Source organism: Vibrio casei (assembly GCF_002218025.2).
GTDB lineage: Bacteria > Pseudomonadota > Gammaproteobacteria > Enterobacterales > Vibrionaceae > Vibrio > Vibrio casei.
The window spans coordinates 589,548-616,109 of sequence record NZ_AP018680.1 but is presented as its reverse complement, the minus strand read 5'-3'; the positions used below and the strand labels follow the sequence as shown (position 1 = coordinate 616,109).

At 40.0% G+C, this 26,562-nt stretch carries 23 protein-coding genes and 10 tRNA genes; 23 read left to right on the top strand and 10 right to left on the bottom strand.

Translation table 11 applies throughout. From position 1 onward, the window contains the following. The first annotated feature begins 112 nt into the window (after positions 1-112). On the top strand, positions 113-1,060 hold the full coding sequence (locus VCASEI_RS03025; protein ID WP_086961673.1) for a phytanoyl-CoA dioxygenase family protein: 948 nt from the start codon (positions 113-115) through the stop codon (positions 1,058-1,060). 97 nt (positions 1,061-1,157) lie between these two features. On the opposite strand, the gene VCASEI_RS03020 is transcribed toward VCASEI_RS03025, so the two are convergent. Together VCASEI_RS03020 and VCASEI_RS03015 are read right to left on the bottom strand one after the other, a co-directional pair. After that, positions 1,158-2,261: a PilT/PilU family type 4a pilus ATPase gene (locus VCASEI_RS03020; protein ID WP_086961674.1), complete on the bottom strand. Its 1,104-nt coding sequence runs from the start codon at positions 2,259-2,261 to the stop codon at positions 1,158-1,160. Positions 2,262-2,289: 28 nt separating this feature from the next. Next, complete coding sequence (locus VCASEI_RS03015; protein WP_086961676.1) at positions 2,290-3,327, bottom strand: type IV pilus twitching motility protein PilT; 1,038 nt, start codon at positions 3,325-3,327, stop codon at positions 2,290-2,292. Positions 3,328-3,352: 25 nt separating this feature from the next. On the opposite strand from VCASEI_RS03015, the gene VCASEI_RS03010 reads away from it, so the two are divergent. The 7 genes from VCASEI_RS03010 (at position 3,353) to hemW (ending at position 8,314) form a co-directional block, all read left to right on the top strand. Continuing rightward, on the top strand, positions 3,353-4,090 hold the full coding sequence (locus VCASEI_RS03010) for a YggS family pyridoxal phosphate-dependent enzyme (RefSeq protein WP_086961679.1): 738 nt from the start codon (positions 3,353-3,355) through the stop codon (positions 4,088-4,090). 181 nt (positions 4,091-4,271) lie between these two features. Next, the gene (gene proC / locus VCASEI_RS03005; RefSeq protein WP_086961681.1) at positions 4,272-5,090 is read left to right on the top strand and encodes a pyrroline-5-carboxylate reductase; all 819 of its coding nucleotides are present in this window, start codon (positions 4,272-4,274) and stop codon (positions 5,088-5,090) included. Between the two features lie 50 nt (positions 5,091-5,140). Next, on the top strand, positions 5,141-5,695 hold the full coding sequence (locus VCASEI_RS03000) for a YggT family protein (protein ID WP_086961683.1): 555 nt from the start codon (positions 5,141-5,143) through the stop codon (positions 5,693-5,695). Positions 5,696-5,732: 37 nt separating this feature from the next. Continuing rightward, entirely contained in the window at positions 5,733-6,029 is a 297-nt protein-coding gene (gene yggU / locus VCASEI_RS02995) for a DUF167 family protein YggU (RefSeq protein WP_086961685.1), read from the top strand. A 36-nt stretch (positions 6,030-6,065) separates the two neighbouring features. Continuing rightward, on the top strand, positions 6,066-6,497 hold the full coding sequence (locus tag VCASEI_RS02990; protein WP_086961687.1) for a DUF4426 domain-containing protein: 432 nt from the start codon (positions 6,066-6,068) through the stop codon (positions 6,495-6,497). Between the two features lie 26 nt (positions 6,498-6,523). Next, a complete protein-coding gene (locus VCASEI_RS02985) occupies positions 6,524-7,132 on the top strand; it encodes an XTP/dITP diphosphatase (protein WP_086961689.1) in 609 nt (202 codons plus the stop codon). Between the two features lie 9 nt (positions 7,133-7,141). Continuing rightward, positions 7,142-8,314, top strand: coding sequence for a radical SAM family heme chaperone HemW (gene hemW, locus VCASEI_RS02980; protein WP_086961691.1), 1,173 nt, complete (start codon positions 7,142-7,144; stop codon positions 8,312-8,314). Between the two features lie 201 nt (positions 8,315-8,515). Here the strand turns inward: hemW and glsB are convergent, their stop codons facing one another. Beyond that, entirely contained in the window at positions 8,516-9,439 is a 924-nt protein-coding gene (gene glsB, locus VCASEI_RS02975; protein ID WP_086961693.1) for a glutaminase B, read from the bottom strand. A 113-nt stretch (positions 9,440-9,552) separates the two neighbouring features. Further along, positions 9,553-10,272 (bottom strand): tRNA (guanosine(46)-N7)-methyltransferase TrmB, encoded by a 720-nt coding sequence (gene trmB, locus VCASEI_RS02970; protein WP_086961695.1) that lies wholly within the window; start codon positions 10,270-10,272, stop codon positions 9,553-9,555. Between the two features lie 211 nt (positions 10,273-10,483). On the opposite strand from trmB, the gene mutY reads away from it, so the two are divergent. From mutY to VCASEI_RS02905, 13 genes are all read left to right on the top strand, one after another. Continuing rightward, entirely contained in the window at positions 10,484-11,557 is a 1,074-nt protein-coding gene (mutY, locus tag VCASEI_RS02965; RefSeq protein ID WP_089110556.1) for an A/G-specific adenine glycosylase, read from the top strand. A 188-nt stretch (positions 11,558-11,745) separates the two neighbouring features. Continuing rightward, positions 11,746-12,018: an oxidative damage protection protein gene (locus VCASEI_RS02960; RefSeq protein WP_086961699.1), complete on the top strand. Its 273-nt coding sequence runs from the start codon at positions 11,746-11,748 to the stop codon at positions 12,016-12,018. A gap of 154 nt (positions 12,019-12,172) precedes the next feature. Next, positions 12,173-13,309: a membrane-bound lytic murein transglycosylase MltC gene (mltC, locus tag VCASEI_RS02955; protein ID WP_086961701.1), complete on the top strand. Its 1,137-nt coding sequence runs from the start codon at positions 12,173-12,175 to the stop codon at positions 13,307-13,309. Between the two features lie 155 nt (positions 13,310-13,464). After that, positions 13,465-13,540, top strand: a tRNA-Phe gene (locus VCASEI_RS02950). 81 nt (positions 13,541-13,621) lie between these two features. Next, positions 13,622-13,697 (top strand) — tRNA-Thr (locus tag VCASEI_RS02945). Positions 13,698-13,703: 6 nt separating this feature from the next. Then, positions 13,704-13,779: transfer RNA gene (locus tag VCASEI_RS02940), tRNA-Phe, on the top strand. Between the two features lie 42 nt (positions 13,780-13,821). Further along, a tRNA-Asn gene (locus tag VCASEI_RS02935) sits at positions 13,822-13,897 on the top strand. 307 nt (positions 13,898-14,204) lie between these two features. Then, positions 14,205-15,812 (top strand): lytic polysaccharide monooxygenase, encoded by a 1,608-nt coding sequence (locus tag VCASEI_RS02930; protein ID WP_089110557.1) that lies wholly within the window; start codon positions 14,205-14,207, stop codon positions 15,810-15,812. Between the two features lie 321 nt (positions 15,813-16,133). Next, a tRNA-Phe gene (locus VCASEI_RS02925) sits at positions 16,134-16,209 on the top strand. Between the two features lie 57 nt (positions 16,210-16,266). Next, positions 16,267-16,342 (top strand) — tRNA-Thr (locus VCASEI_RS02920). Positions 16,343-16,383: 41 nt separating this feature from the next. After that, positions 16,384-16,459, top strand: a tRNA-Asn gene (locus VCASEI_RS02915). 40 nt (positions 16,460-16,499) lie between these two features. Further along, positions 16,500-16,575, top strand: a tRNA-Thr gene (locus VCASEI_RS02910). A gap of 40 nt (positions 16,576-16,615) precedes the next feature. Further along, a tRNA-Asn gene (locus tag VCASEI_RS02905) sits at positions 16,616-16,691 on the top strand. Positions 16,692-16,858: 167 nt separating this feature from the next. Here VCASEI_RS02905 and VCASEI_RS02900 read toward each other — a convergent pair. From VCASEI_RS02900 to VCASEI_RS02885, 4 genes are all read right to left on the bottom strand, one after another. Next, positions 16,859-18,289, bottom strand: a complete 1,431-nt coding sequence (locus tag VCASEI_RS02900; RefSeq protein WP_086960649.1) for an NAD-dependent succinate-semialdehyde dehydrogenase — start codon at positions 18,287-18,289, stop codon at positions 16,859-16,861. A 148-nt stretch (positions 18,290-18,437) separates the two neighbouring features. Beyond that, complete coding sequence (locus tag VCASEI_RS02895) at positions 18,438-20,213, bottom strand: GtrA family protein (RefSeq protein ID WP_226983380.1); 1,776 nt, start codon at positions 20,211-20,213, stop codon at positions 18,438-18,440. Next, positions 20,197-21,156, bottom strand: a complete 960-nt coding sequence (locus tag VCASEI_RS02890) for a glycosyltransferase family 2 protein (protein ID WP_086960653.1) — start codon at positions 21,154-21,156, stop codon at positions 20,197-20,199. Before VCASEI_RS02890 ends, VCASEI_RS02895 begins: the two co-directional genes overlap by 17 nt. Before the next feature lie 587 nt (positions 21,157-21,743). Next, a tRNA-Leu gene (locus tag VCASEI_RS02885) sits at positions 21,744-21,828 on the bottom strand. Positions 21,829-22,046: 218 nt separating this feature from the next. On the opposite strand from VCASEI_RS02885, the gene VCASEI_RS02880 reads away from it, so the two are divergent. Further along, positions 22,047-22,520, top strand: a complete 474-nt coding sequence (locus tag VCASEI_RS02880) for an RDD family protein (RefSeq protein WP_086960655.1) — start codon at positions 22,047-22,049, stop codon at positions 22,518-22,520. A 70-nt stretch (positions 22,521-22,590) separates the two neighbouring features. Here VCASEI_RS02880 and lptG read toward each other — a convergent pair whose 3' ends face one another. Both lptG and lptF read right to left on the bottom strand, forming a co-directional pair. Continuing rightward, positions 22,591-23,664 carry an LPS export ABC transporter permease LptG gene (lptG, locus tag VCASEI_RS02875; RefSeq protein WP_086960657.1) on the bottom strand — a complete coding sequence of 358 codons (1,074 nt, stop codon included), beginning with the start codon at positions 23,662-23,664 and terminating at the stop codon, positions 22,591-22,593. Continuing rightward, the gene (gene lptF / locus VCASEI_RS02870; RefSeq protein ID WP_089110558.1) at positions 23,657-24,763 is read right to left on the bottom strand and encodes an LPS export ABC transporter permease LptF; all 1,107 of its coding nucleotides are present in this window, start codon (positions 24,761-24,763) and stop codon (positions 23,657-23,659) included. The genes lptG and lptF overlap by 8 nt, the downstream gene beginning before the upstream one ends. Before the next feature lie 270 nt (positions 24,764-25,033). Here lptF and pepA point away from each other — a divergent pair, with 270 nt between their 5' ends. Continuing rightward, positions 25,034-26,548 (top strand): leucyl aminopeptidase, encoded by a 1,515-nt coding sequence (gene pepA / locus VCASEI_RS02865; protein WP_086960663.1) that lies wholly within the window; start codon positions 25,034-25,036, stop codon positions 26,546-26,548. Positions 26,549-26,562 lie beyond the last annotated feature (14 nt).

Sequence of the window (26,562 nt, the reverse complement as noted above, 5' to 3'; positions counted from 1 at the left end):
ATAGTATTATTTATTGCTCATATTTCATCACATGACAGCCAAATTCCCTTTCATAATACAGCGACCTTAACGTGCTACATAAACTCCACACCACAATAAAAAGGAGATAATCATGAAGAATCGCTATGGATTTGGTGACAATGCACCGGGAAATAATAGTGTTTCCAACTTGCATGATGTGCAATTAAAAGACATCGTAAAAACATTGTCTTTTAAAGAGTTAACTCAAGAACAATTTTCCAGTTGGCAGCATAATGGGTACATCGTGATCAAAAATGCGGTTGACACTCACGCCGTCAAAGCGACACAAAACCTGTTGTGGGAATTTCAAGAAATGGACGCAAACGATCCAGACTCTTGGTACAAACCTCAGCTCAAAGACCATGCAATGACCGAGCTAAACAACTCTGGCATGGTTGAATGTTATAATCATCAAGTACTTTGGAATAATCGACAATCAACAAAAATATATAACGCTTTTGTCGATATATGGGATCGTGAAGATTTATGGGTCACTATTGATCGCGCTAATTTAAACCCACCAAATCGGAATGGGCGTCAATTTGATGGCTTTATTCATTGGGATGCCAATACGTCGTTATCACCACTGCCAGTTAATGTTCAAGGGGTACTTGCACTGTCAAATACCACACCAGAGACAGGTGGTTTCCAATGCGTTCCTGCGTTATATCGTGATTTGGAAACATGGCGTGAAACCCAACCAAATGACCGAGACCCTTACGTCCCAAATTTGAATGGCTATGCTCCCGAATTCATTACAATGGAAGAAGGCGATTTGCTCATTTTTAACAGTTTACTGCCGCACGGTATTCGCGCAAACCGTTCAGAGCAAGTTCGTATGGCACAATACATATCAATGGTACCTGCCGAACCGGAAAATCAATCAATTAAAGATTGGCGAGTACAATCTTGGGATAAACGATTACCACCAGAAGGTTTTGCTTTCCCAGGTGATCCGAGAAATTGGGAACAGACTCGTTATTCACGAGCGCAATTAACGCAACTGGGTGAAAAACTGCTTGGTAAATCTGATTGGTAATCCCAAAACAAAATAGCGGTATATAAAAAGTGGAATAAATATTAAATTATTCCACTTTATCATTTCTATGGTTGTTATCTACCCCTAATATTAACCATTACATATCAATCTTAATACCTTTTAGCTTGTTGCTTTCAAAGGATGAATCCCCCGTCGACTTAAGCATTAAACGTAAATCATTAGCAGAATCAGCACTGTGCATCGCATCATCCAATGAAATTTTATCAGCTTTGAGTAAATCAAATAATGCTTGATCAAAGGTTTGCATACCCGACTCTTTTGAACGCATCATTGTTGGTTTTAACTCATGTAAATCACCTCGACGAATCAAATCTGAAACGCGAGGAGTATTAAGCAAAACTTCAAACACACCATGGCGACCATGACCATTTTTGTCACGAACCAATTGTTGGGCTACGACCCCTTTTAGGTTCATAGATAAATCAAATAAAAACTGCTCTTTTTGATCTTTCGGAACCAAGTGCAATATGCGCTCTAATGCTTGGTTGGCATTATTGGCATGCAGAGTAGCCATGCACAAATGCCCAGTTTCGGCAAAGGTCATGGCATATTCCATGGTATCGCGGCTACGAATTTCACCAATCAAAATCATATCCGGTGCTTGGCGAAGCGAGTTCTTTAATGCCACTTCATAACTTTCTGTATCTAAACCCACTTCACGTTGAGTAACAATGCACTTTTTATGCTCATGCACAAATTCAATCGGGTCTTCTACGGTAAGAATATGCCCAGTTTGGTTCAGATTTCGATATCCAGTCATGGCTGCCATTGATGTCGATTTACCCGAACCTGTCGCCCCAACCACCAGCACCAAACCGCGCTTTGAGGTCGCTAACTCTTTTAACACTTCAGGTAAGTGCAATTCATCCATACTTGGAATACGGGTTTCGATACGTCGAATCACCGCACCTGGAAGCTCCCGTTGGAAAAAAGCGCTCACCCTAAACCGCCCACTTGGGCGCATAATTGCAAAGTTAGCTTCATGTTGGTTTTGAAATTCAGTGAGACGGTCGGCGTCCATCATTTCAAACAACAGGGCTTCGACTCCACCTTTATCGAGTTTTTCACCATGTGCTTTCAGTTCACCGTTAATACGAAATAAACAAGGCGCATCCACGGTAAGATAAATATCCGACGCTTTTGATGACACCATGATTTCTAAAACTTGAGAGAGTTGCATTCACGCATTTCCTTTTGTCTTATCTCAATTAATATGGCGATGCCAACGTTTCAATTTTTTGCTGCACTTCTTCTTGATCAACCAAACCTTGCATCAATAACTGGCGAGCCGCTTGCTCCATCGTTTGCATTCCGGTCGCTGAGCCGGTTTGGATCATAGATAACATTTGCGCGACTTTATCTTCACGAATCAAGTTACGGATAGCTGGTGTCGCAATCATCACTTCATGACAAGCGACTCGACCGCCACCATTACGCTTCAACAATTTTTGTGCAATAACAGCCCGTAGAGACTCAGACATCATTGAACGCACCATATCTTTATCTGCGCCAGGAAAAACATCAATAATACGATCGATGGTTTTTGCTGCTGAACTGGTGTGCAAAGTGCCAAATACCAAGTGCCCAGTCTCGGCTGCAGTCAATGCAAGACTAATGGTTTCTTTATCACGCAGTTCTCCAACCAGAATTACATCAGGATCTTCACGTAAAGCCGAACGTAATGATGCTTCAAAACTATGCGTATCACGATGTACTTCACGTTGGTTGACCAAACACTTTTTATTTGGGTGGGTAAACTCTATTGGATCTTCAATGGTGAGAATGTGCTTTTTATGGTTACGATTTATGTAGTCAACCATAGCAGCCAAAGTCGTCGATTTCCCTGAACCGGTCGGCCCTGTTACTAATACTAACCCTTTTTCATAGTTAGAAATTTTTTCAAATATTTCAGGCGCTGAAATGTCCTCAAATGACGGGATGGTCATCGGGATGGTTCGAAACACCGCTGCGCACCCGCGAGACTGGTTAAATGCATTAACACGAAATCGCCCAACATTCGGTAATTCAAAGGAAAAATCGATTTCTAGCTTTTCTTCATATTCACTGCGCTGAGCATCGTTCATAATATCAAAAATCAATGCATGCACCTCAGCATGATTAAATGCATCCATTTCTAACTTTCTCATATCTCCATCAATGCGTAACATTGGTGGAACGCCAGCAGAAAGATGTAGATCTGAGGCATTATGCTTTACACTAAAATCTAATAATTCAGCGATATCCATTTAAATTCCTTACTGAAGAAAAACTATGACTTGTTCTCATCAAACAATTATTCAAAAAAACATTGAGCAAATCAGCCAGCAAATTCATGAGGCTGAATTGCGTTATTCTCGTGAGCCACATTCGGTACAACTGCTTGCCGTCAGTAAAACCAAACCCATTGAAGCTCTACAAGCCGCGATCGATGCTGGCCAAAGACGCTTTGGTGAAAACTATGTGCAAGAAGGCGTCGATAAAATACAACACTTTGAGCAACACTATAGCCAGTGTAAGCTCGAATGGCACTTCATTGGTCCAATTCAATCGAATAAAACTCGACTGATCGCAGAAAACTTTGATTGGGTACACTCGGTTGATCGTGAAAAAATCGCCCAACGCCTCAATGATCAACGAGGAGAACGTAACCAAAATGGTGAAAAAAATCCCTTACAAGTACTCATTCAAGTGAACACCAGTGGTGAAACATCGAAATCAGGCACCAATCACGATCAAGTATTTGCCCTTGCTGAGTTGATAAATGCCCTTCCAAACCTCACATTAAGAGGATTGATGTCGATCCCTGAACATGTGCCCGATTACGCTTCACAACTAGCCGCTTTTGAAAAATTAGCGCAATTGAAGACTCAGTTACAAGCACGGTACCCTCAAGTGGATACCTTATCGATGGGCATGAGTGGCGATATACAAGCCGCTATTGAGGCGGGCAGTACAATGGTTCGAATTGGAACGGCCATTTTCGGACAACGCGATTATCAGAATAAGTAACGTTAATCGCTGATAAAAGTAGTAAATAGACAATCACGCTGCATCAAATAAATTATAGGTCATAATGGTTCAGCAGATTAGATATCCCCTTCTTAATTGAAGTTTCAGCTTAAAGTAAGAAGAGTATAAACATCAATAATGCTCGTTATGGACAACACCTAACCACATAGGATGGCTTAATATGGAACAACGTAAAATCAGTTTTATTGGCTCTGGTAACATGGCTCGTTCAATTTTTGCAGGTATGTTATCTAGTGGCTATAAGGCCAATAACATTACAGCAACGGGACGTGATGAAGCAAAACTTAAAAATTTAACTGATTGCTACGGTATTCACACCACCACCGATAACGTTGCGGCGGTGAAACAAGCGGATGTGGTTATTTTATCCGTCAAGCCTCAAATGATGGAAGCTGTGTGCGCTGATTTTCAATCAATTGATCTTAGTAATAAACTGATTGTTTCAATTGCCGCTGGTGTATCGGCGAAGCGATTAAATGAAATGTTGAACCAAGAAGTGAATTTGATTCGAGTCATGCCAAACACCCCATCTTTGGTTGGTAAAGGAATGAGTGGCTTATTTGCTACCGTGAATGTGTCTGAAAAGGATAAACACTTTTCTGGTGATCTCATGTCGGCGGTCGGTGAAATCTGTTGGGTAAAAAACGAAGCAGGCATCAACAATATTATTGCAGCGGCAGGTAGCGCTCCGGCTTACTTCTTCTTATTTATGGAGGCAATGCAAAAAGAAGCCATCGCACAAGGTTTTGACCAAGACACCGCTCGTCTTCTGGTTCAACAAGCGGCATTAGGTGCAGCAGAAATGGTTGTTGCTAATCCAGAGCTTGAACTTTCGACACTGCGCGAGCAAGTCACCTCTAAAGGTGGAACAACGGCAGAAGCATTACGTACTTTTAATGAACACCATCTTTCGGACATTGTCTCAAAAGCAATGCAAGCAGCAGTACAGCGTGCGGAAGAAATGGAAAAACTAATTTAACGGGGAACTTCCCCATCACCTAACATTAATCAACAACAAGGCTTTCGTGAATGAACTCTTTGAATTTTTTAGTCTCAACGGTATTCGACCTATACATCATGGTCGTGATTTTGCGCGTTTGGCTACAAATCGCTCGCGCTGATTTTTATAATCCATTTTCACAATTTGTAGTAAAAGCAACTCAACCTATTGTGGGGCCATTGCGCCGTATTATTCCATCTGTGGGTAATGTTGATCTAGCCACGATACTTTTTGCCTATGTGCTAAGCGTACTAAAATTCATCGCCCTCATTCTTATTTCAAATGGTCAGCTTGTATTTGATATGACCTTTTTAGTTTGGGGAGGATTATCACTCTTAAAAGCCATTGGTGGACTTCTATTCTGGGTATTATTACTTCGCGCCATTTTAAGCTGGGTCAGCCAAGGCCGTAGCCCTGTCGAATATGTCATGGTGCAGTTAACTGAACCTATGCTCGCGCCAATTCGCAATATATTACCGGCAATGGGCGGTTTTGATTTAAGTGTGCTGGTTTTATTCTTAATTTTGCAATTTGCGAATTACTTAATTGGCGATTTAGTTGGGCCTATCTGGTTCCAATTATAATCATGGACACTTATGTAACCGTGATGCTTCGTCGATAATGGCACAAGCGGTGCAACTCGTCGGAGACGATATTGTTCTACGAGTCTATATTCAACCAAAAGCAAGCCGAGATAACCTCATCGGCTTGCATGGTGACGAACTGAAGATAGCCATCACTGCACCACCAGTTGATGGCAAAGCAAATGCTCATCTTGCCAAATATTTAGCCAAACAATTCAAAGTAGCCAAAAGCGGTGTTTGCATAGAAAAAGGCGAATTGGGTCGTCATAAAACAATTCGAATTACCTCACCTGCGCAAATACCCAGTGAAATACAAACGCTACTTTCCAACTAACTTCATCAAATCCAATTAACATCTAAGGAGATGATAATGAAAAAAGCACTCATCGCATTATTATCCATCATGGTAACGATGCCGACTTACGCTGAACAATTTAAAACAATAAAAAACAGTGAAATCCATTATTCTGCGTTCAACTCAACCATGATTACCCCTGAAGTTGCAACACAATATAAGTTAAAACGCAATGGCTATTCCGCCATTCTAAACATTAGCGTTCTGGATAAAAGCCAACTAGGTAAACCGGCAATTAATGCTAACATTACTGGCACCACTAGGAACTTAATAGGCCAAACTCGTCAACTTAAATTCAAACCAATTAAAGAAGGCAATGCGATTTATTACCTTACTGAATTTCCAGTTAGTAATGAAGAAAGTCTAACCTTTAATATTAATGTGGATGCGGGCAATACTGGCAGTGGCCCAATTAGCTTTACTCAAAAATTTTATACCGAAGAATAACGCCTTTTTAGGTCATAGGATAAATAATGAAAAAACTCGTTCTTGCTACTGGCAACCAAGGCAAAGTAAAAGAAATGGCAGACTTACTGTCTGACTTTGGCTTTGATGTCGAAGCGCAAAGCCAATATAACGTTTCAGAAGTAGCTGAAACGGGTACGACTTTTATTGAAAATGCCATCATCAAAGCCCGTCATGCCGCCAAAGAAACGGGTTTACCAGCCATTGCTGACGATTCCGGTTTAGAAGTTGATTACCTTAAAGGCGCTCCGGGAGTTTATTCTGCTCGTTATGCTGGAGAAAAAGCGAGCGACCAACAAAACCTAGATAAACTATTAGAAACCATGAAAGGCGTTCCAGCAGCCAAACGAAGCGCAAGATTTCATTGCGTATTGGTTTTAATGAAACATGAAAATGATCCAACACCTATCGTTTGTCATGGGCAGTGGGAAGGTAAGATATTAAATGAGGCGTTAGGCGACAATGGCTTTGGCTACGATCCTATATTTTGGGTACCGGAAAATGAATGCTCATCGGCTCAATTGGATCCCATTCGTAAAAAAGAATTATCACACCGTGGTAAAGCACTAAAAAAATTGTTTGCCACCTTGGCTGATTCACCACAATTTATCCAATAAGGCCATCGCTTGATTATCCCACCACCACTTAGCTTGTACGTACACATCCCTTGGTGCGTACAAAAATGTCCTTATTGTGACTTCAATTCTCACGCTCAAAAAGGCACCATTCCAGAAATAGAATATATTGATGCCTTACTGGAAGATTTATCGACTGATATCTCAAAGTATCAATTACAAAATACCCCACGAAAACTGCATTCTATTTTTATTGGTGGTGGTACGCCGAGCCTTATTTCACCAGAACAAATTGGCCGCTTGCTACGAGGTATTGAAGCGAAACTTCCTTTTGAAGATAACATTGAAATTACCATGGAAGCGAACCCTGGTACCATTGAAGCAGAACGTTTTGCCGAGTTCCAACGACAAGGTGTCAATCGTATCTCCATCGGGGTGCAAAGTTTTGAAGATGAGAAACTAGCGGCTTTAGGTCGAATCCATGGTAAAGAAGAAGCGATAAATGCCGCTCATCTTGCCCATAAAATAGGTTTGAACAGCTTTAATTTGGATTTGATGCACGGTTTACCCAATCAAAGCCAAGAACAAGCACTGGCGGATTTAGACAAAGCAATTGAACTCAATCCTTACCACTTATCTTGGTATCAGCTCACGATTGAACCTAATACCTTATTTTACTCAAAACCTCCCGTTTTACCTGACGATGATGATTTGTGGGATATTTTCGAACAAGGCCACCAGCGATTAACCGATGCAGGTTACGTACAATATGAAATATCAGGCTACAGCAAGCCTGGTTATCAATGTCGACATAATCTTAACTATTGGCATTTTGGTGACTACCTAGGAATAGGCTGTGGCTCACATGGAAAACTAAGCTTTCATGATGGGCGAATCATTCGCACCACAAAAGTTAAGCACCCAAAAGGGTATTTAGCCGCCTATCAAAACTTAGTGAAACTGTATTTAGACGCCGAAACATTGGTGGAAGCCGAAGAGCGCCCATTTGAATATTTCATGAATCGATTTCGCTTAATTGAAGATTGCCCAAAAGTAGAATTCACTGAACGTACTGGTTTAATGTTAACCGATATTCAGAACGAAATAGACTGGGCATTAGATCAAGGCTACCTAACGGATAGAGTATCGCATTGGAAAATCACTGAAAAAGGGAAGCTTTTCTTCAATGATTTGATTGCAGGATTTATGTTAGATACAGAATAACGCATCTGAACATTAGTTGATAAAAAATGCCCAAGTACCTTTCGGCGCTTGGGCATTTGCATAACTTATGAACAATACAATTCGGATTAAAACATCACAGTATTAAGGCATAACCCTAGAAAAAAAGTTAATGTCGATCAATAAAGCTCTACCGAATAATTATTAATTGAGATAGCGCTTTATCGTTTAGGTTTTAATTTTCTAAAAAATAGAACGCCCTAATTCGGTCGACAACAATTCAAGCGCCGCCGTCCCGGCCAATGAGTTGCCCGTTTGATCCAACTCTGGCGACCATACAGTAATGCTCATTTCCCCCGGTATCACTGCCACAATCCCCCCACCAACGCCCGATTTACCTGGCATGCCGACTTTAAATGCAAACTCGCCCGCCCCATTGTATAAACCACACGTAGCCATTAATGCATTTAAACGTTTGGTTTGATTAGGTGTGACGATTTGTTTTTTCGTTTGTACTGATTGGCCTTGATTAGCGAGATAACTAAACGTTTTCGCTAAATCCACACAGCTCATTTTTAATGCGCAAGCATGGAAGTAATTATTCAGCACAGGAATCACTTCATTATCAAAGTTTCCAAAAGATCGCATTAAGTAAGCAATCGCGGCATTTCTATCACTGTGTTGCATTTCAGAAGCGGCCACTATCTTGTCATAAACTATATGAGTATCACCAGATAATTGACGAGCAAATTCCAATAAACGGTGCCTAGGCGCCGACAAGCGTGTTTGTAGCATATCGGCTACCACTATCGCCCCGGCATTGATGAATGGATTACGTGGTATGCCTTGTTCAACCTCAAGCTGAATTAAAGAGTTAAATGCCTGTCCTGAAGGTTCCTTTCCTACTCGAGACCAAATTTCTTCTGGGTCATAAATTTGCATTGCTAAGGTTAAGCTTAATACTTTGGAAATCGATTGAACTGAAAAAGCTTCATCAGCATCGCCAGCTTTAATCACTTCTCCATCATTGGTATAAATAGCAATCGCCAGCTTATCATTAGGAATGCACGCTAACGCAGGAATGTAATTAGCAACCTTACCTTTACCAATTAAAGGTCGAACTTGTTCCAGTATATCGGCTAATAACTCTTTCGTGGCTTGTGGCATACCATCTCCTTTAGGGAAAAAAAGCCAGCGGCATCAGCGACTGGCTTTTGGTGTTAGTTCAAAAGCGGGGGAATAAAACCTCTCGCTTACATCATCCTACTGAATATTAATAACTACACAGTACGGCGGTATTTTATATCCCACACACCATGACCTAAACGATGACCACGCGCTTCAAATTTAGTTAGCGGACGCTCATCTGGACGGGGAATAAAGTCACCATCAGTAGCAATATTTTCAAAGCCCGGCGCTTCATTCATCACTTCAACCATATGCTCAGCATAATTTTCCCAATCCGTCGCCATATGGAAAAGGCCTTCATTCAAAATAAGCTTGTTGCGGATCATCTCAGCAAAACCTAACTGTACAATACGTCGCTTATGGTGGCGTTTTTTATGCCAAGGGTCAGGGAAGAACAGTTGTAATGTTACTAGACTGTTATCTGGGATCATATGCTCAAAGACTTCAACTGCATCATGACACATTACTCGTAAGTTGGTCACACCCGCTTCTTGTGCTGAGGCTAAACAAGCACCCACACCAGGACTATGAACTTCAATACCTAGAAAGTTTTTTTCTGGTGCATTTTGAGCCATTTCGACTAAAGACGCGCCCATGCCAAAACCAATCTCGAGCACAACAGGGTTGTCATTACCAAACACGTCATTCCAATCAAGCCGTTGCTCAATGAAATCAATCCCCATACTCGGCCAACAATCATTGATCGCGTTTTCTTGACCTTTGGTTAAGCGTCCTTCACGGCGAACAAAACTGCGAATTCGTCTTACAATTTTACCATCTTCGGTTAATTGTGGTTTGGTTACTTCTGTCATGATTTTGCCTGAAGGTTTAAATTTAAAAGAAAATATAAGCGGGAATTATCCAAAGATACGCCCAAGGTGCAAGCTTTTATCGTTAATATTACCACTTTATTCCAGACCAATAACTTCAATAAACCAAAGAAAGAACAGACTGACATGGTTTACTTCACGTGACAGCTATGATGCAATCTGATCTAACTAAAATTACAATAAAGAGCAATCCGTGACCGCATTTTCTGATGCCATTTTAAAATGGTATGAAAACTTTGGCCGTAAAACCCTGCCGTGGCAACAAAACAAAACCGCTTATACCGTTTGGTTATCTGAAATTATGTTGCAACAAACACAGGTAACAACGGTTATTCCTTATTTTCATCGCTTTTTAGAACGTTTTCCAACCGTAACCGAGCTGGCGAATGCACATCAAGATGAAGTACTCCATTTATGGACAGGCCTTGGTTATTACGCTCGCGCGAGAAATTTACATAAAACCGCACAAATTGTAGCTCAAGAGTATCACGGTAAATTTCCGACCAATATTGAACAAATGAATGCGTTACCCGGAATAGGGCGATCTACGGCAGCGGCAATATTATCTTCCGTGTATAAGCAACCTCATGCCATTTTAGATGGCAATGTAAAACGCACACTAGCCCGCAGCTTTGCAATTGAAGGCTGGCCAGGACAAAAAACGGTCGAAAATACCCTATGGGAAATCGCTGAAAAAAACACGCCTAAAAACGATGTTGATAAGTACAACCAAGCCATGATGGACATGGGCGCAATAGTTTGTACTCGCAGTAAACCTAAATGTGACTTATGCCCCGTCAGTGAGTATTGCCAAGCAAAAGCGCAACAACGGCAATTAGAATTTCCCGGCAAAAAAACGAAAAAAGAAAAACCGGTCAAAGAAACCTGGTTTGTCATGCTCCATCACGATAATCAAATCTGGTTAGAACAACGTCCACAAAGTGGTATTTGGGGCGGATTATTCTGTTTTCCTCAACACGAAAACGATGCAATAGAATATCAGCTCAATCTTCGTGTCATCCATGAGGACACAATAAAAAGAAAACAAACGTTAAACACATTTCGACACACGTTCAGCCATTATCATTTAGATATCACCCCAATTTTAATCGAGTTAACCAAAAAGCCCAACGTAATCATGGAAGATAACATTGGGCTTTGGTATGACTTATCCGATCCAAAAAAAATCGGTTTAGCGGCGCCAGTAAAACAATTATTACAAAGCTTGCCTTATGAACTTAAATATATTCAAGGGAACCATTACTGAAGAATAACTATTTAATATGCTAATTCATTAAATAAGTCATCTAACACAAAGTGATGATGGAAGCTAAGCGCTTACTTTGATATAACTTGTCCCAACCTAAAAAGTCAGCTCAACTGCTTTATCTTGTAATAATGAAGAACCTGACTTTTTGTACTCAAAGATTAATTAAAAACTCGCAAGGAGCTCCTATGAGCCGCACCGTTTATTGTTCTTTCTTAAAAAAAGACGCTGAAGGTTTAGACTTTCAACTTTACCCTGGCGATTTAGGTAAACGTATTTTTAATAACATTAGCAAAGAAGCGTGGGGACAATGGCAACACAAACAAACCATGCTGATTAATGAAAAAAAACTCAACATGATGGATCCTGAACACCGTAAACTTTTGGAAACAGAGATGGTCAATTACCTTTTTGAAGGTAAAGATGTGATCATTGATGGTTATACCCCTCCAAGTGAATAATCAGGTATAGTTACCCACATAAATTTTATGGCAGGCATTGCAAGGTAAACATGGCAATGCCTGTTTTATTTTGTGGCTAATTTATTGTGAAAGATTCCTAACAGTAAACACGCTTGCAACCGTCCTATAGCTTGTTGTATTGAATTCAAATAAAATGAACAGAAAAAAATACCTCTTTATTCTTACCGTGTTACTTTTATCTGGCTGTAGCCGTGAATTTATTGAAAGCGTTTATGACGTGAATTACACACCGTCTAATCGCTTTGCAAAAAACCTCGCCCCACTTCCCGGACAATTTGCTAAAGATATCGATGCGCTTGATAGCTTAATGAATCAATTTTCAGGGCAAGTGGCTAATAAATGGGGTAAAGGTAATATTAAAATGGCAGGGGCAAAAACCTACGTAAAATACACTGATGGTTATCTAAACCGAGCTGATGTGGATTTTGATAATGGCACCGTGACGATCGAAACTATCGCTTCAACAGAGCCTAAAGCCCACTTAAAACACGCCATCGTTACCACTTTATTGACCCCTAATAACCCAGCAAATGTTGATCTGTTTTCTTCCAAAGAAATTGCGATGGGCGGTAAACCTTTTTTATCCGATCAAGTCGTGGATCAAAATGGTCAATCAGTCCAATGGTCTTGGCGAGCCAATCAGTTTGCCGATTATTTAATCGAAAACAAATTGAAAACTCGTGAAATAGACTTTAAAAAATCTTACTACGTTACTATTCCCATGGTAAAAAATCACGTGAAACTTCGCAGCTACCAATATGCGGAGATTGTGCGTAATGCTTCAAAAAAATATGGAATTCCTGAAGATTTGATTTACGCAATCATCAAGACAGAAAGTAGTTTTAATCCTTATGCAGTCAGTTGGGCAAATGCTTATGGCCTGATGCAAATTGTGCCAAAAACCGCAGGACATGATGTATTTAATTTAGTAAAAGGGCGATCCGGTATCCCAACACCAGAGTACCTGTATAACCCCACCAATAACATTGATACCGGAACGGCATATTTCTACATATTAAAGACGCGTTATTTAAAAGCGGTGAAAAACCCCACATCTAAAGAATACAGTATGATTTCAGCGTATAACGGAGGCACTGGAGGGGTATTAAATACGTTCGATTCGAACCGTAATCAAGCCATGCGTGAATTGAATAATTTATCACCAAATCAAGTTTATTGGGCGCTAACCAAAAAACACCCTAATGCAGAATCCAGACGATACTTAGAAAAAGTCACCGCTTATCAAAAGGAGTTTAACTCACAAAAATAAGTTGAAATTTATTTAGTGAAAAATAGAAATATTCTAACAAAAATCAGAGAAATTATTTTTTTTGCTCAAATTCACAGCAAACAAACGTTTTTTTCGCTTTTTTTACAAAAACCTGTTGACGGTTAGGCATAAAATCCGTTTAATAGCGCTCCGTTGCCCGGATAGCTCAGTCGGTAGAGCAGAGGATTGAAAATCCTCGTGTCGGTGGTTCGATTCCGCCTCCGGGCACCACAATTTTATATTGTTGGTGTTCTATTTTCATTTAATGAAATAACAAACAGCAGCAAAAGTAAAAAGTAAAAGATATAGTGTGCCGACTTAGCTCAGTAGGTAGAGCAACTGACTTGTAATCAGTAGGTCACCAGTTCGATTCCGGTAGTCGGCACCATCTTTTGCCTCGATAGCTCAGTCGGTAGAGCAGAGGATTGAAAATCCTCGTGTCGGTGGTTCGATTCCGCCTCGAGGCACCATATTTTGAATACTCACATTGGTGAGTATTGTAAAAGAGCAATTCCCCTTTAGTTCAGTTGGTAGAACGGCGGACTGTTAATCCGTATGTCGCAAGTTCAAGTCTTGCAAGGGGAGCCACTTTAAAAGCCTCATCACTTGATGAGGCTTTTTTCATATCTACCTTTCCCAACCGTCCTTTACGTCATTGCTTCCTAATTTATAGAAACAACCTTCACAAAACCTCATAGATCCAAATATTTCAATATTGTGTTATTTTTCTGTCAATCCAGACATATTTAGAATTCACTCCTCAATTTATTCCCCAAATATGAAACATGCCTAATAAAAATTGGAATGACCATTCAAACTAACAAATCTTAATTCTGCATTTTCTCAATCCCCGACCACACTCGCTTCCGTTTATCATTTTTAAATGGAGATGAATATGAAACGTTCCCCTTTTTCCTTAAGTGTTACACCAAGTTTAATTGGTCTTGCTTTACTTGCTAGCGAAGTACAAGCCCATGGTTATATGGATTACCCTGCTGCTAGACAACAACTATGCGATATTGATGGTGGCTATTGGGATTCAGTCGATGGAAGCACCATACCTAATGCAGCCTGTCGCACTGCATTTTTAGCATCTAGCTGGACACCTTTTGTTCAAAAGCCTGAATTTTCAACCTTGGTATCAAACTATAATAGCCAAGCCGCTGTCGAAGTCGCCATTCCCGATGGCCAGTTATGTTCAGCTGGAGATCAAGCCAAGCAAGGAATAAACATCCCTTCTCCGGATTGGAAAAAAACAAACATCGATTTAAGTAATCAAGGAAAAATAACACTTCAATATAGAGCTAATACGCCTCATAACCCTAGCTTTTGGAAGATCTATCTAAGCAAAGCAAATTACGATTCATCGACGATGCCACTTGCTTGGTCTGATTTAGATCTGATTGCAGAATTTGGGAATATCCCAACGGTTGAATTAAATGGTCATAAATATTACCAAATGGAAGTAATGCTACCCACAGATCGAACTGGCAATGCAGTTATTTATAGCCGTTGGCAGCGTCAAGATCCGGCTGGTGAAGGTTTTTATAACTGCAGTGATATCCGTTTTAACAACCCAGATGATAGTGGCAATCCTGATAACTATCTTGAACAATGGATAAGTAGCGGTAACTATCTTGCATCAACAGCCAATGCAATAGTCGGTGATACGGTGTGGTTTAGGGTGTTTGATGAAAATGGTAACGAGATCGTTTTCGAAAAATTCCCCATTACGAACGAAACTGAAAGCATTTGGGCTGAAGACTTGGCCAAACTTGTTAATCAAGAGTACCCACAACAAGTTCAAATTGGATTGAAGAATTCAGCCTCAGAATCCATCGATTACCAAGTTCAAGACCTCTATAGTAATTTGGTTTACTTAACCAATACCCATTACACCCATAGGCTTGAAGTAAAAAGCGGCAATAATGCTCCGGTGATCACGGCACCTTCAACATTAAACGTAAGCGGCGGTGAAAGTATAACCTTTGATGTGTCAGCAAATGATGTTGATGGTGATCCACTCATCTTTAGTATCGATAAAGGCGATATTATTGCGAAAACCGACAGCAGTATTACCATTAACTACCAAGCAGCAGAAACCACATCCGACTTAAGTGACGTTCTCACTGTCTCTGTTGGCGATCCAATATCAACAAGCAAAGCATCCATCACTATAGCTATTACAGCCACCAGCGATAATACAGCTGAAACAACATGGAAAAGTGATGTCGCGTATAACCTCGGTGACACAGTTGTGTTTTCAGGGATAGCTTATACTGCAAAATGGTGGACAAAAGGAGATGAACCAGGTGTATCAAGTGCATGGGAAGGTTCACAAGCCTCTACCAATACAGAATGGAAAGATAATACTATTTACACATCAGGCGATATCGTTCTCTTCCAAGAATCGAGTTATAAAGCGCAATGGTGGAATCAAGGTGAGCAACCTGATAGCAGCGCCGCTTGGGTCATTCAATTAGCGGATCAACGCCCTTTATAAACGCTTCCTAGAGACAACGTTTTTCGTTGTCTCTTTTTTCCTATTAACCAACCCCATTTGGAGTATTCTCCCCCAGTTTAGCCTTTCTTTTTTGCTTACAAACAAAGAAATCACCACCAAAGCCTTTATTCATGATCACTTCCCCTGTATTTAATTCACTTTATCAGTCGAATACTCGCGGTATAACTTGAATAAAAATAAGACTTTTCATCCTCAAAGTGCGAATAAATACACAATAGCGACTATAAAGTGTTCAAACGAACGTTTTTTTATATTTTAGTATTGACCTTACCCTCGAAAAACCGTTTAATACCCCCCGTTGCCCGGATAGCTCAGTCGGTAGAGCAGAGGATTGAAAATCCTCGTGTCGGTGGTTCGATTCCGCCTCCGGGCACCACTATTTATAGTTTGGTGTCTTGATTAAAAGACATCAGATATTTAAAAAATACAGTGTGCCGACTTAGCTCAGTAGGTAGAGCAACTGACTTGTAATCAGTAGGTCACCAGTTCGATTCCGGTAGTCGGCACCATTCTTTTAATTATTATTGATTAAAAGAAATAAAAGAATAATTCCCCTTTAGTTCAGTTGGTAGAACGGCGGACTGTTAATCCGTATGTCGCAAGTTCAAGTCTTGCAAGGGGAGCCAAATTACAGTTATTTGAATAAAATATTTAAATAATCATTGGGCCGACTTAGCTCAGTAGGTAGAGCAACTGACTTGTAATCAGTAGGTCACCAGTTCGATTCCGGTAGTCGGCACCATTCTTTTAACTACTATTGATTAAAAGAAATAAAAAATAATTCCCCTTTAGTTCAGTTGGTAGAACGGCGGACTGTTAATCCGTATGTCGCAAGTTCAAGTCTTGCAAGGGGAGCCATTTTGAAAGCCTCATCATTCGATGAGGCTTTTTTATGCTCTGCGTATTGTAAATTTCGGAATTATGAACAACATTCTTTAACTCCACTCACACTAGCAAGAGAATCGAATTACAAACGATCCTCTTATTCATCGAGTGACACCTTTAAGCATTGAGTGGTTTACAAGTTATCTTTCCAACCCACCAATACACACATATTTTGTTTCTAGGTATTCTTCTAGGCCTTCTTTCGCACCTTCACGACCATTCCCCGATTGTTTCACTCCACCAAATGGCGCCACTTCAGTTGAGATAACCCCCTCATTGACACCTACCATGCCGTATTCAAGACGATGAGCAACACGCCAAATTCGATTCATATCTTGGCTATAGAAATAGGACGCTAGTCCATAGATGGTATCATTTGCCATATCAATCATGGTTTCTTCATCATGAAAGCGAATGATAGGGAGAACTGGACCAAATATTTCACCTTGAACAAGCGGTCTATCATGCTCGACATCAACCAAAACAGTTGGAGCAACAAACTGACCACCTAACTTTTGCTCTCGGTTAACTTGCTTCGCACCTCTTCCTTTTGCCTCTTCAATCAAATCTAAAACGCGTTGTTTCGCCTCCATACTAATTAGAGGGCCAATATTGGTGTCTTCATCCAAACCATTTCCGACCTTAAGCTTATCAACGGCAATCACCAGCTTTTCAACAAATTCATCGTACACCGCATCTTGAACATAAAAACGATTGGCACACACACAAGTTTGCCCGGCATTACGAAACTTACTGGCCATCGCTCCTTCTATTGCGCTATCAATATCAGCATCATCAAAAACAATAAAAGGAGCATTTCCGCCTAACTCCATTGAAGTACGCTTAATAGTTGAAGCACATTGCATTTGTAATTTTCTGCCAACCAACGTTGAACCAGTAAAAGAAAACTTACGAACAGAAGAATGATAAGTAAATACTTCTCCGACATCATGTGCATTTTCGCCCATTACCATGCGTAGAACATCTTTAGGAATACCAGCTTGATAGGCGAGTTCTGTAACAGCAAAAGCGGTCAAAGGCGTTGATTCCGAAGGTTTACAGATAAAGCTACAACCAGCAGCCAAAGCAGGTGCCGCTTTACGCGTGATCATCGCCAGTGGAAAATTCCATGGAGTAATCGCCGCCGCGACTCCAATCGCTTGTTTAACGGTTAATAACGTTCTGTCATTACTCGGTGAGGGTATGGTTGAACCATAAGCTCTGCGCCCCTCTTCAGCAAACCACTCAATAAACGAAGCGCCATACCTAACTTCACCTAATGCTTCTTTTAAAGGCTTTCCACCTTCAAGAGTAATCAAACGGGCTAAATCATCTTCATTTTCTAAAATTAATTGGTTCCATTTTTTTAATAAATGGCAACGTTCAGCTGCAGGCATTTTCTGCCATACTTTTTGCCCAATGTCTAAATCAAGAACATCTTGTTCAACCCTTGACTGACAAGAAACGGGAATGGTTGCAATTAAGCTATTATCAAATGGGTTGAATACTTGCAGCCCTTTTCCATCGGTTAAGACTGAGGCCAGTAATGTTTTATTTTTTATTTGCTTCATACTCATCCCTTTTTTTGCTCTCGTTAAATAACACGTTATAGATTTAACATCATGCGCTCTATAACTCAAATAATCTAGGTTTCGGCATAGGCAAAATAACAAAAGCCCCCACAGATTCAGGTGGAGGCTTTAGTGAAATGAAAAATGCTTAATCAATATAAATAAACAGTACATCCTCTTCTTTTTTAATAGTAGCTACACCACGAATCGTATCATGAGAGGCTTTCACCATTTCAATTTTAGATCTCGGCCAACCTTGCTTATAAAGATATGGTTGAATAAAGTGATACCGTAAATTAGATAAGGTCTTAAATGCATTCGAACCTGTTACTTGATGCATATAATCACTGGTTTTAACCTGATCAACACTGACGACTACTTTCTTAAACTGATTAGGCTGCTTTAAATAGCCTTGGGAATCATTTTTTTCTAAGATAGAAGCCATCGTCGTTCTACTGCTAGTGTAACCAGAGTTATAATCATGCATCTGATAAGCAAATGAAATAAACAATAAAAGTAAAGTAACAATTCGCCAAACCTTATTACTCACAAGTAAAAGCATCATACTTAAACCAATCGGTAAAGTAATGCCGGAGCGCAATGGAACCGTTACGCCCATTGCAATCACACTTGCGTAAATTGAAATAACCACTAGAAACACAATAATTGTATATTTTACATGATTCTTTAATGCCCAAAGTGATGTCAATAAAATCGGGAAATAAAGCCATGGACTTAAATTTGAAATATACAGAGCATTACGCTCAAAATTTCCTGAGCTTTTTTTTACATTCTCGGCCAACCCGGCGAGACTATTTAAAGGTTCAGCGCGACGCCAAGAGGCGAACTCAATGAAGCTACCATGATCTAAAAAGAAATAAGTGTAGGAGTACACAAGCCCATTTGCGACGATATAACCAAAAATGTACCCAAGAGCCCATACACATAAGAACTTGAATATATCAAAATACGATGAACGGCTTAAACTTGAAAGAAACAACAAAGGCATTAAAAAATAGAATGCAGGATATGTTGCGAACAACAAGATACCAGAAACAATTAATAAGGTGTATGAATTAACCTTATCTTTAATATTAGCGAATAAAGCAAGCATCAAGCAACCTGGGATTAAGGTCATTGGCCACTTAAACAACATGGTAAAATAAGGTACGTTAACGATCAATAAACCAAAACACAGTGCCAACCAAGTATCTTTTCTAACACCTAATGCCAATCGATAGCCAAAATAAAAGATAAAAGAATCACATAAAATAACAGCAATAGGCGAAGGTACCGCTCGTAACGTATAAAACAAGGCAAAATTTATCCAACGCCCTTCCGACACAAACTTATCGCTGTAACCTTCCATATAAGGTAAAGCATCATGAGCAATATTAGAAACCACTGACATTTGAACATTAAATAATGTCACAGCAGCCAAGACAATAAATAAGCCCCACTTGGCTACTTTCTGCCAATCTATTCGATTATTGTCACAGTATAAAAAGGGAGCAATTAATTGCATAGAAACACCATTGGTAAATACTTTTTGGTAACCAAGGTAATTAATCACCATGGACGAACACACAGCTAATGCTTGCGCGAGATAAACCATGACCCCGCCATAATGCACGATCAAATACAAAACAGCCGTTGAGCAACCAAGTGAAGTAAGATTCACAATACAAAAAGGTAAAAACTGCCCTTTTTTAACGTCACTATTAAACACAAAGCGGCGATTCAAAGTATAACTGACCAACATACCAACAAAGTATGAAAGTACTGAAGATAGAATATATTGGCCGGAAACCTGATATAAAACCACAAACGCCATATAAGCAGCCACGGTATTAATCGCACCAACCAAGCCAAAGCGAACCTTTTGTTTAAAGTCAGTATAAATTAGATTATTCAATCGTTTCATCGACTTTTGCCGCATCAAGCACTCTGTTCTTCTTAATAATGTATAACGGACGATCTTTAGATTCGTTGTAAATACGTGCAATGTATTCACCCAAAATTCCAATAGAGATCAGTTGTACTCCTCCCATAAAAAATATAGAGACGAGAATCGAAGTCCAACCGGATTCCCAATGTTCCGTCATCAAACGAACATAAACAGAATACAGTAACATCAGCAATGCAATGCCTGAACAAGCAAAGCCCATCATTATCGAAAGCTTAAGTGGTTTAACCGAGAAAGATAAAATACCATCAATGCCAAACTTCAGCATTTTAACGAGTGGGTATTTAGATTCACCCGCGAAACGAGCAGAACGCTCATAATGAATCGAGGTTTGATTAAAACCAATCCAACTTACCATTCCACGGATAAAACGAGATTTCTCAGGCATAGCCACAAGATGATCAACAACTTGACGATCCATTAAACGAAAATCCCCCGTATCTAATGGGATCGGTACTTCTGATAAATAATTCAACGTACGGTAAAAGCATTTCGCCGAAGCTAACTTGAATTTTGACTCACCTTGACGGGTTGAACGAGTACCATAAACCACATCAAAACCATCTTCCCACTTTACGATCATATCCGCTATCAACTTAGGCGGATCTTGCAGATCAGCATCAATCAACACCACGGCATCACCCGAACTGACGTCCAGTCCAGCACTTACTGCTTGTTGATGCCCAAAGTTACGAGAAAAAGAGATAATACGAATATTGTCATATTGCTGACTATAGGACAGTAATTTCGTTTCAGTATTATCAGAGCTTCCATCATTCACAAAAATTATCTCAAATTGATAATTCTCAATACTCCTTGTCACTGATAGCAACTCAGCAACCGTTGTATCAATAACTTCACTTTCATTAAAACAAGGTACGACTATTGAAACTGTTTTCATAATTTCCCCGAGTTATTTACAAGCATCAAAACTGACTGAAAGCCAATTTATAAGGTCGTATTACGCTTTCAAAAGCAGTATAAAAGGAGATAACAGAGTAAACGACAGGCTGGAATTCATTACCATAAATGTAACAATCTGTATCTAAGATAGTTGAATTTAAAAATAATTCATTCATTAAGAACGGTTTTGTCAAAGTCCTCACAAAACAGCTTACAACTTGACCTTAGCCTGACTATCGTAAGAAAGGCATGAAAATATTTTTATATCAAATCATTCACACAACCTTCTGATCGTGCAAAGAAAAGATCACCTATATAGACAGAATTCGATAGTTTTAATCTTTCACGTCATTAAATGAAGAAAAATAATGAATCCCAACTATTTAGTCAAAATCGAAGTCGTGAGGTAATCACAAATGAAAGGCAATAAACTTAGTTTACGAAGGCATAAAAGGAATTAAAAGTTTCCAATAAAGCGGAAGATATCAGTTTACTAAGTTTCTGGGAGGGAACAAAAACGGTAATAATAGACAGAAAAACACAGGCATAAAAAAAGACGCCCTAGGACGTCTTAATTCTTAAATCTGGTAGCGGTAGGCGGACTTGAACCGCCACGCCCGAAGGCAACGGATTTTGAATCCGTCGTGTATACCAATTTCACCATACCGCCATTTTATGTTCCCAAGCAATATGAAAAACAACCTTCATGATTATTGCTCAGGAATGTGTGGAATTATACGTATGGAACATGACTGTGCAAGTGTTAAATTTTGAATTTGATTCAATCGCTGATAATTTCACCATAAATCCTTATTAGATACACTTTAGTCCTTTAAATACCGAAAACAAATAGCTATTCTGCTTACAAATTTGTTAACTAAAAGTATTATGAATCCAACTCATTCAATAAAACCTGCTGGTTTATTTCGCCGTTTTGCCGCCATTCTCTATGATGCATTAATTATCATTGCTGTAGAAATGATTGCGGTTGGTATTGTTATTGCGACGATGGAAGCACTGCTCTCTCTGGGCGTAATTAGCTACGGCTCTTATGCTGATGCTAGCGATGTTCTTAATCACCACCCTATTTGGAGTTGGTTTTTTCATGCTTACGTCGCATTTGTATGGGCTGGTTTTTTAAGTTTCTTTTGGATGAAAGGTCAAACTTTGGGAATGCGGGCGTGGAAATTAAGAATTCAAAATGAAGATGGAAGCACTATTTCGTTTATTCAATCTATTATCCGCATAGCAACATCTCTATTTGGATTAGGCAACCTCACGGTTATTTTTGATTCAAGAAAGCGCGCGCTTCAAGATATGTGGGCAAAGTGTGAGGTCATTCATTTGCCGCATGTTCAATAATGTTATCATAACCACTCTCTGAACAATCAGCATAAAAAGGATGCCTAGCCATCCTTTTTATGGCGCTATTTTAGGCCTTTCGCCGCATTAACATAATCGCAATAGCTAAGAAAATGAGACTCGGTGTCAGGGCTCCAATGACAGGCGGTATATTATAAACCAAGCTCATAGGGCCAAAGACTTCACTGGAAATATAGAACGTAAAGCCTGCGATCACACCAGATAATATCCTCGCTCCCATGGTGACACTTCTCAAGGGGCCAAAGACAAACGACAACGCCATTAACATCATGACGGCAATAGATAAAGGCTGAAATACCTTACGCCAAAAAGCCAAATCATAACGTGAAGGATCTTGATCTGAGTCTTTTAAATATTTGACATAACTATATAAACCGGTAAGCGGAAGCTCTTCAGGTTTCACCGTCACAACCGCTAATTTATCTGGAGTGAGTGTAGTTTTCCATTCGTAGTTATCGATTTTGTTTTTTGAAATTTGAATATCATCATTCATTTTAGTTATCTGTACATTTTTCATCATCCAACGATTATCATCTTCATAACGTACGGTTCTTGAAACTAAAATATCATTTAAATTTTTATTTTCATCAAACTGCCAAATGCTGACACCTTGAAGCTCATTATCACCACTGACACGGCCAATATAAATAAAATTATTGCCGTCTCTTGCCCACACGCCATCTCGAACTGACACAATGCTACCACCAGCAATCGCTAATGCACGAGAGTCACGCGCTAGTTTCTGAGCTTGAGGTGATCCCCACTCCCCTAAGATCATCACCATTAACATCAAAGGAATCGCGGTTTTTAATACCGAGACACCAATATTTAACTTAGAGAAGCCTGAAGCTTGCATCACCACTAGCTCAGAACTGGCCGCCAACATACCAAGACCGATCAACGCACCAAGTAACGCAGCCATAGGGAAAAACATCTCGATGTCACGAGGAATGCTCAAGACAACGAAATATAACGCTTCCATCAAATCATAGGTGCCTTTACCTACTTTACGCAGTTGCTCAACATACTTGATGATGGCAGACAAACCGACTAACGTCGCAAGACAAAGAGAAGTGGTCGCAATAATGGTGCGACCAATATACCAATCAAGAATTTTAAACACGGCTTAACTTCCTTTTTCTTAATTTGTCTTTGAAACGACGAACGAACAAACTATCTAAGCTGTTTAAAAGAATACCGGCTAACAAAAGCCCACCATTGATTGACCACATGCCAAAGGCGGCGGGAACGGTGCCATCTTCGACGGCTGATTTCATAGCACTGATTGATAAGAAATAAGCCAAATAAATTAACACTGCCGGCCCTAATTTAGCAAAACGTCCCTGCCTTGGGTTGACGGCCGATAACGGCACAACAACTAAAGTAAGTAGTGGAATACAAACAATAAGTGTAAGGCGCCACTGCAGTTCGGCTTTCGCCTCTAAATTACTTTTACCAATAAGATCTTTCGTCGGCAGCGCTTCCCATTTACGCTGTTTTTTTTGTACTTCGCGCTGTCCAATTAACGCTGAGTATTCATCGTAATCGGTATTCATATAATCAAGCGAATTAGGAATACCCTCATAGCGAACCCCATTATTCAGCGTCAGAATTTGTCGTCCATCAGAAAGCTCTTTAACAACCCCCGAATTGGCATACATGACACTCGGACGGATAGAATCTCTTGGCTCTGCCTGAGCAACAAAAACATTAGTCAGTTTTTTATCTTTTATATCATCAACAAAAACGACAGCACTGCCGTCTGGGGACGATTGAAATTGGCCTTTTTTCAATAAATCAATACTGCTAGTAGTCGACACTTGTTCCATTAATTGAGCGACCTTTTCTTGGCTCCACGGAGATAACCACAATGAGTTAAATCCAGCAATGACGCCTGTTATCAATGCTAAATACAAAGCAGCATGCACTAAAAATTTATTTCCAATCCCAGTGGCATTCATCACCGTGATTTCACTTTCAGCGTACAAACGGCCAAAGGTCAATAGAATCCCAATGTAAAGACTTAAAGGCAATATCAATAAGCCCATTGTCGGCATGTTTAAGCCAACAATAGACAAAATCATACTCGCAGGAATATCACCATCAGAGGCTTCCGCAAGGACACTAATAAATTTTTGGCTCAAAAACACGAGAAAAAGCACAAAGAAAACGGCGAACTGGCTTTTGAGTGTCTCGCGGATCAAATATCTAACAATAATCACGCAGCATTACCTATACAAAACTTGTTTTTTTGACGGAATCACTATAGTTTTCCGATGAGTCTATTATTTTTGATAATTTTTAACTATATTATTTTGTAAGTATCGAGTGAAATAACATCAAAACTCGATTTTTTCTTTTTATCAATTATTTCGTTTTCACCCGATTAAATGTTGTTTGATTAAATTCTAGAACAGTTTTCAAACTGACTAATCGAGAATTTACATTATCCAACATTTAGTCCTATTTGTCTTTAGGATGTAGGAGTACTCATGGAGTTCAGTGTAAAAAGTGGCAGCCCAGAAAAGCAACGCAGCGCCTGTATTGTTGTTGGTGTTTTTGAGCCACGTCGACTCTCTCCAGTCGCCGAGCAGCTAGATAAAATCAGCGACGGCTATATTAGTTCATTATTACGCCGAGGTGACCTAGAAGGTAAACCGGGCCAAATGCTACTGTTACACCAAGTTCCTGGCATTTTATCAGAGCGTGTTTTGCTTGTTGGTTGTGGTAAAGAACGCGAACTGGGCGAACGTCAATACAAAGATATTATCCAAAGAACCATTGGCACATTGAACGATACTGGTTCAATGGAAGCAGTATGCTTCTTAACAGAGCTTCATGTCAAAGGTCGCGATACGTATTGGAAAGTTCGCCAAGCGATCGAGTCGACCAAAGATAGCCTATATACCTTCGATCAATTCAAAAGCAACAAGCCTGAAACTCGCCGTCCATTACGTAAATTGGTGTTTAACGTCCCGACTCGTCGTGAATTAAACCTTGGCGAAAGAGCGATTGCTCATGGCTTAGCCGTTGCTTCTGGCGTAAAAGCATCTAAAGATTTAGGCAACATGCCACCCAATGTAGCCAATCCTGCTTATCTTGCATCTCAAGCTCGCCGTCTCGCAGACGACTTTGACACCATTACGACCAAAATCATTGGTGAAGAAGAAATGGATAAGCTAGGTATGCATTCATACCTAGCGGTTGGTCGAGGATCTCGTAATGAATCGATGATGTCGGTCATTAATTATAAAGGTAACCCCGATCCTGAAGCGAAACCGATTGTTCTCGTGGGTAAAGGCTTAACATTTGATTCAGGCGGTATTTCATTAAAACCTGGCGAAGCTATGGACGAAATGAAGTATGACATGTGTGGTGCTGCATCTGTATTTGGCACCATGAAAGCGCTGGCAAAACTGAATTTACCGATTAACGTCGTCGGTATTTTAGCTGGTTGTGAGAACATGCCAGGCAGTAATGCTTATCGCCCAGGAGATATTCTCACCACAATGTCAGGTCAAACAGTTGAAGTATTAAATACTGATGCTGAAGGCCGTTTAGTACTTTGTGATGCATTAACTTATGTAGAACGTTTCGATCCTGATTGTGTGGTTGATGTGGCTACGTTAACGGGTGCTTGTGTTATTGCATTAGGTCACCACATTAGTGGAGTGATTGCTAACCATAACCCTCTTGCTCATGAAATTGTCAATGCTTCAGAACAAGCAGGTGATCGCGCTTGGCGCTTACCAATGGCCGATGAATACCAAGAACAACTCAGTAGCCCATTTGCCGATATGGCCAATATTGGCGGTCGCCCTGGTGGCACTATCACTGCTGGCTGTTTCTTATCTCGCTTTACTAAAAAATATAATTGGGCGCATCTTGATATTGCAGGCACAGCTTGGAAATCAGGGGCACAAAAAGGCTCAACAGGCCGCCCTGTTTCTTTATTAGTACAATTTTTGATAAATCGTTCATCTGGTTCTCAAATTATTGAAGAGTAGCGATACCATACAAT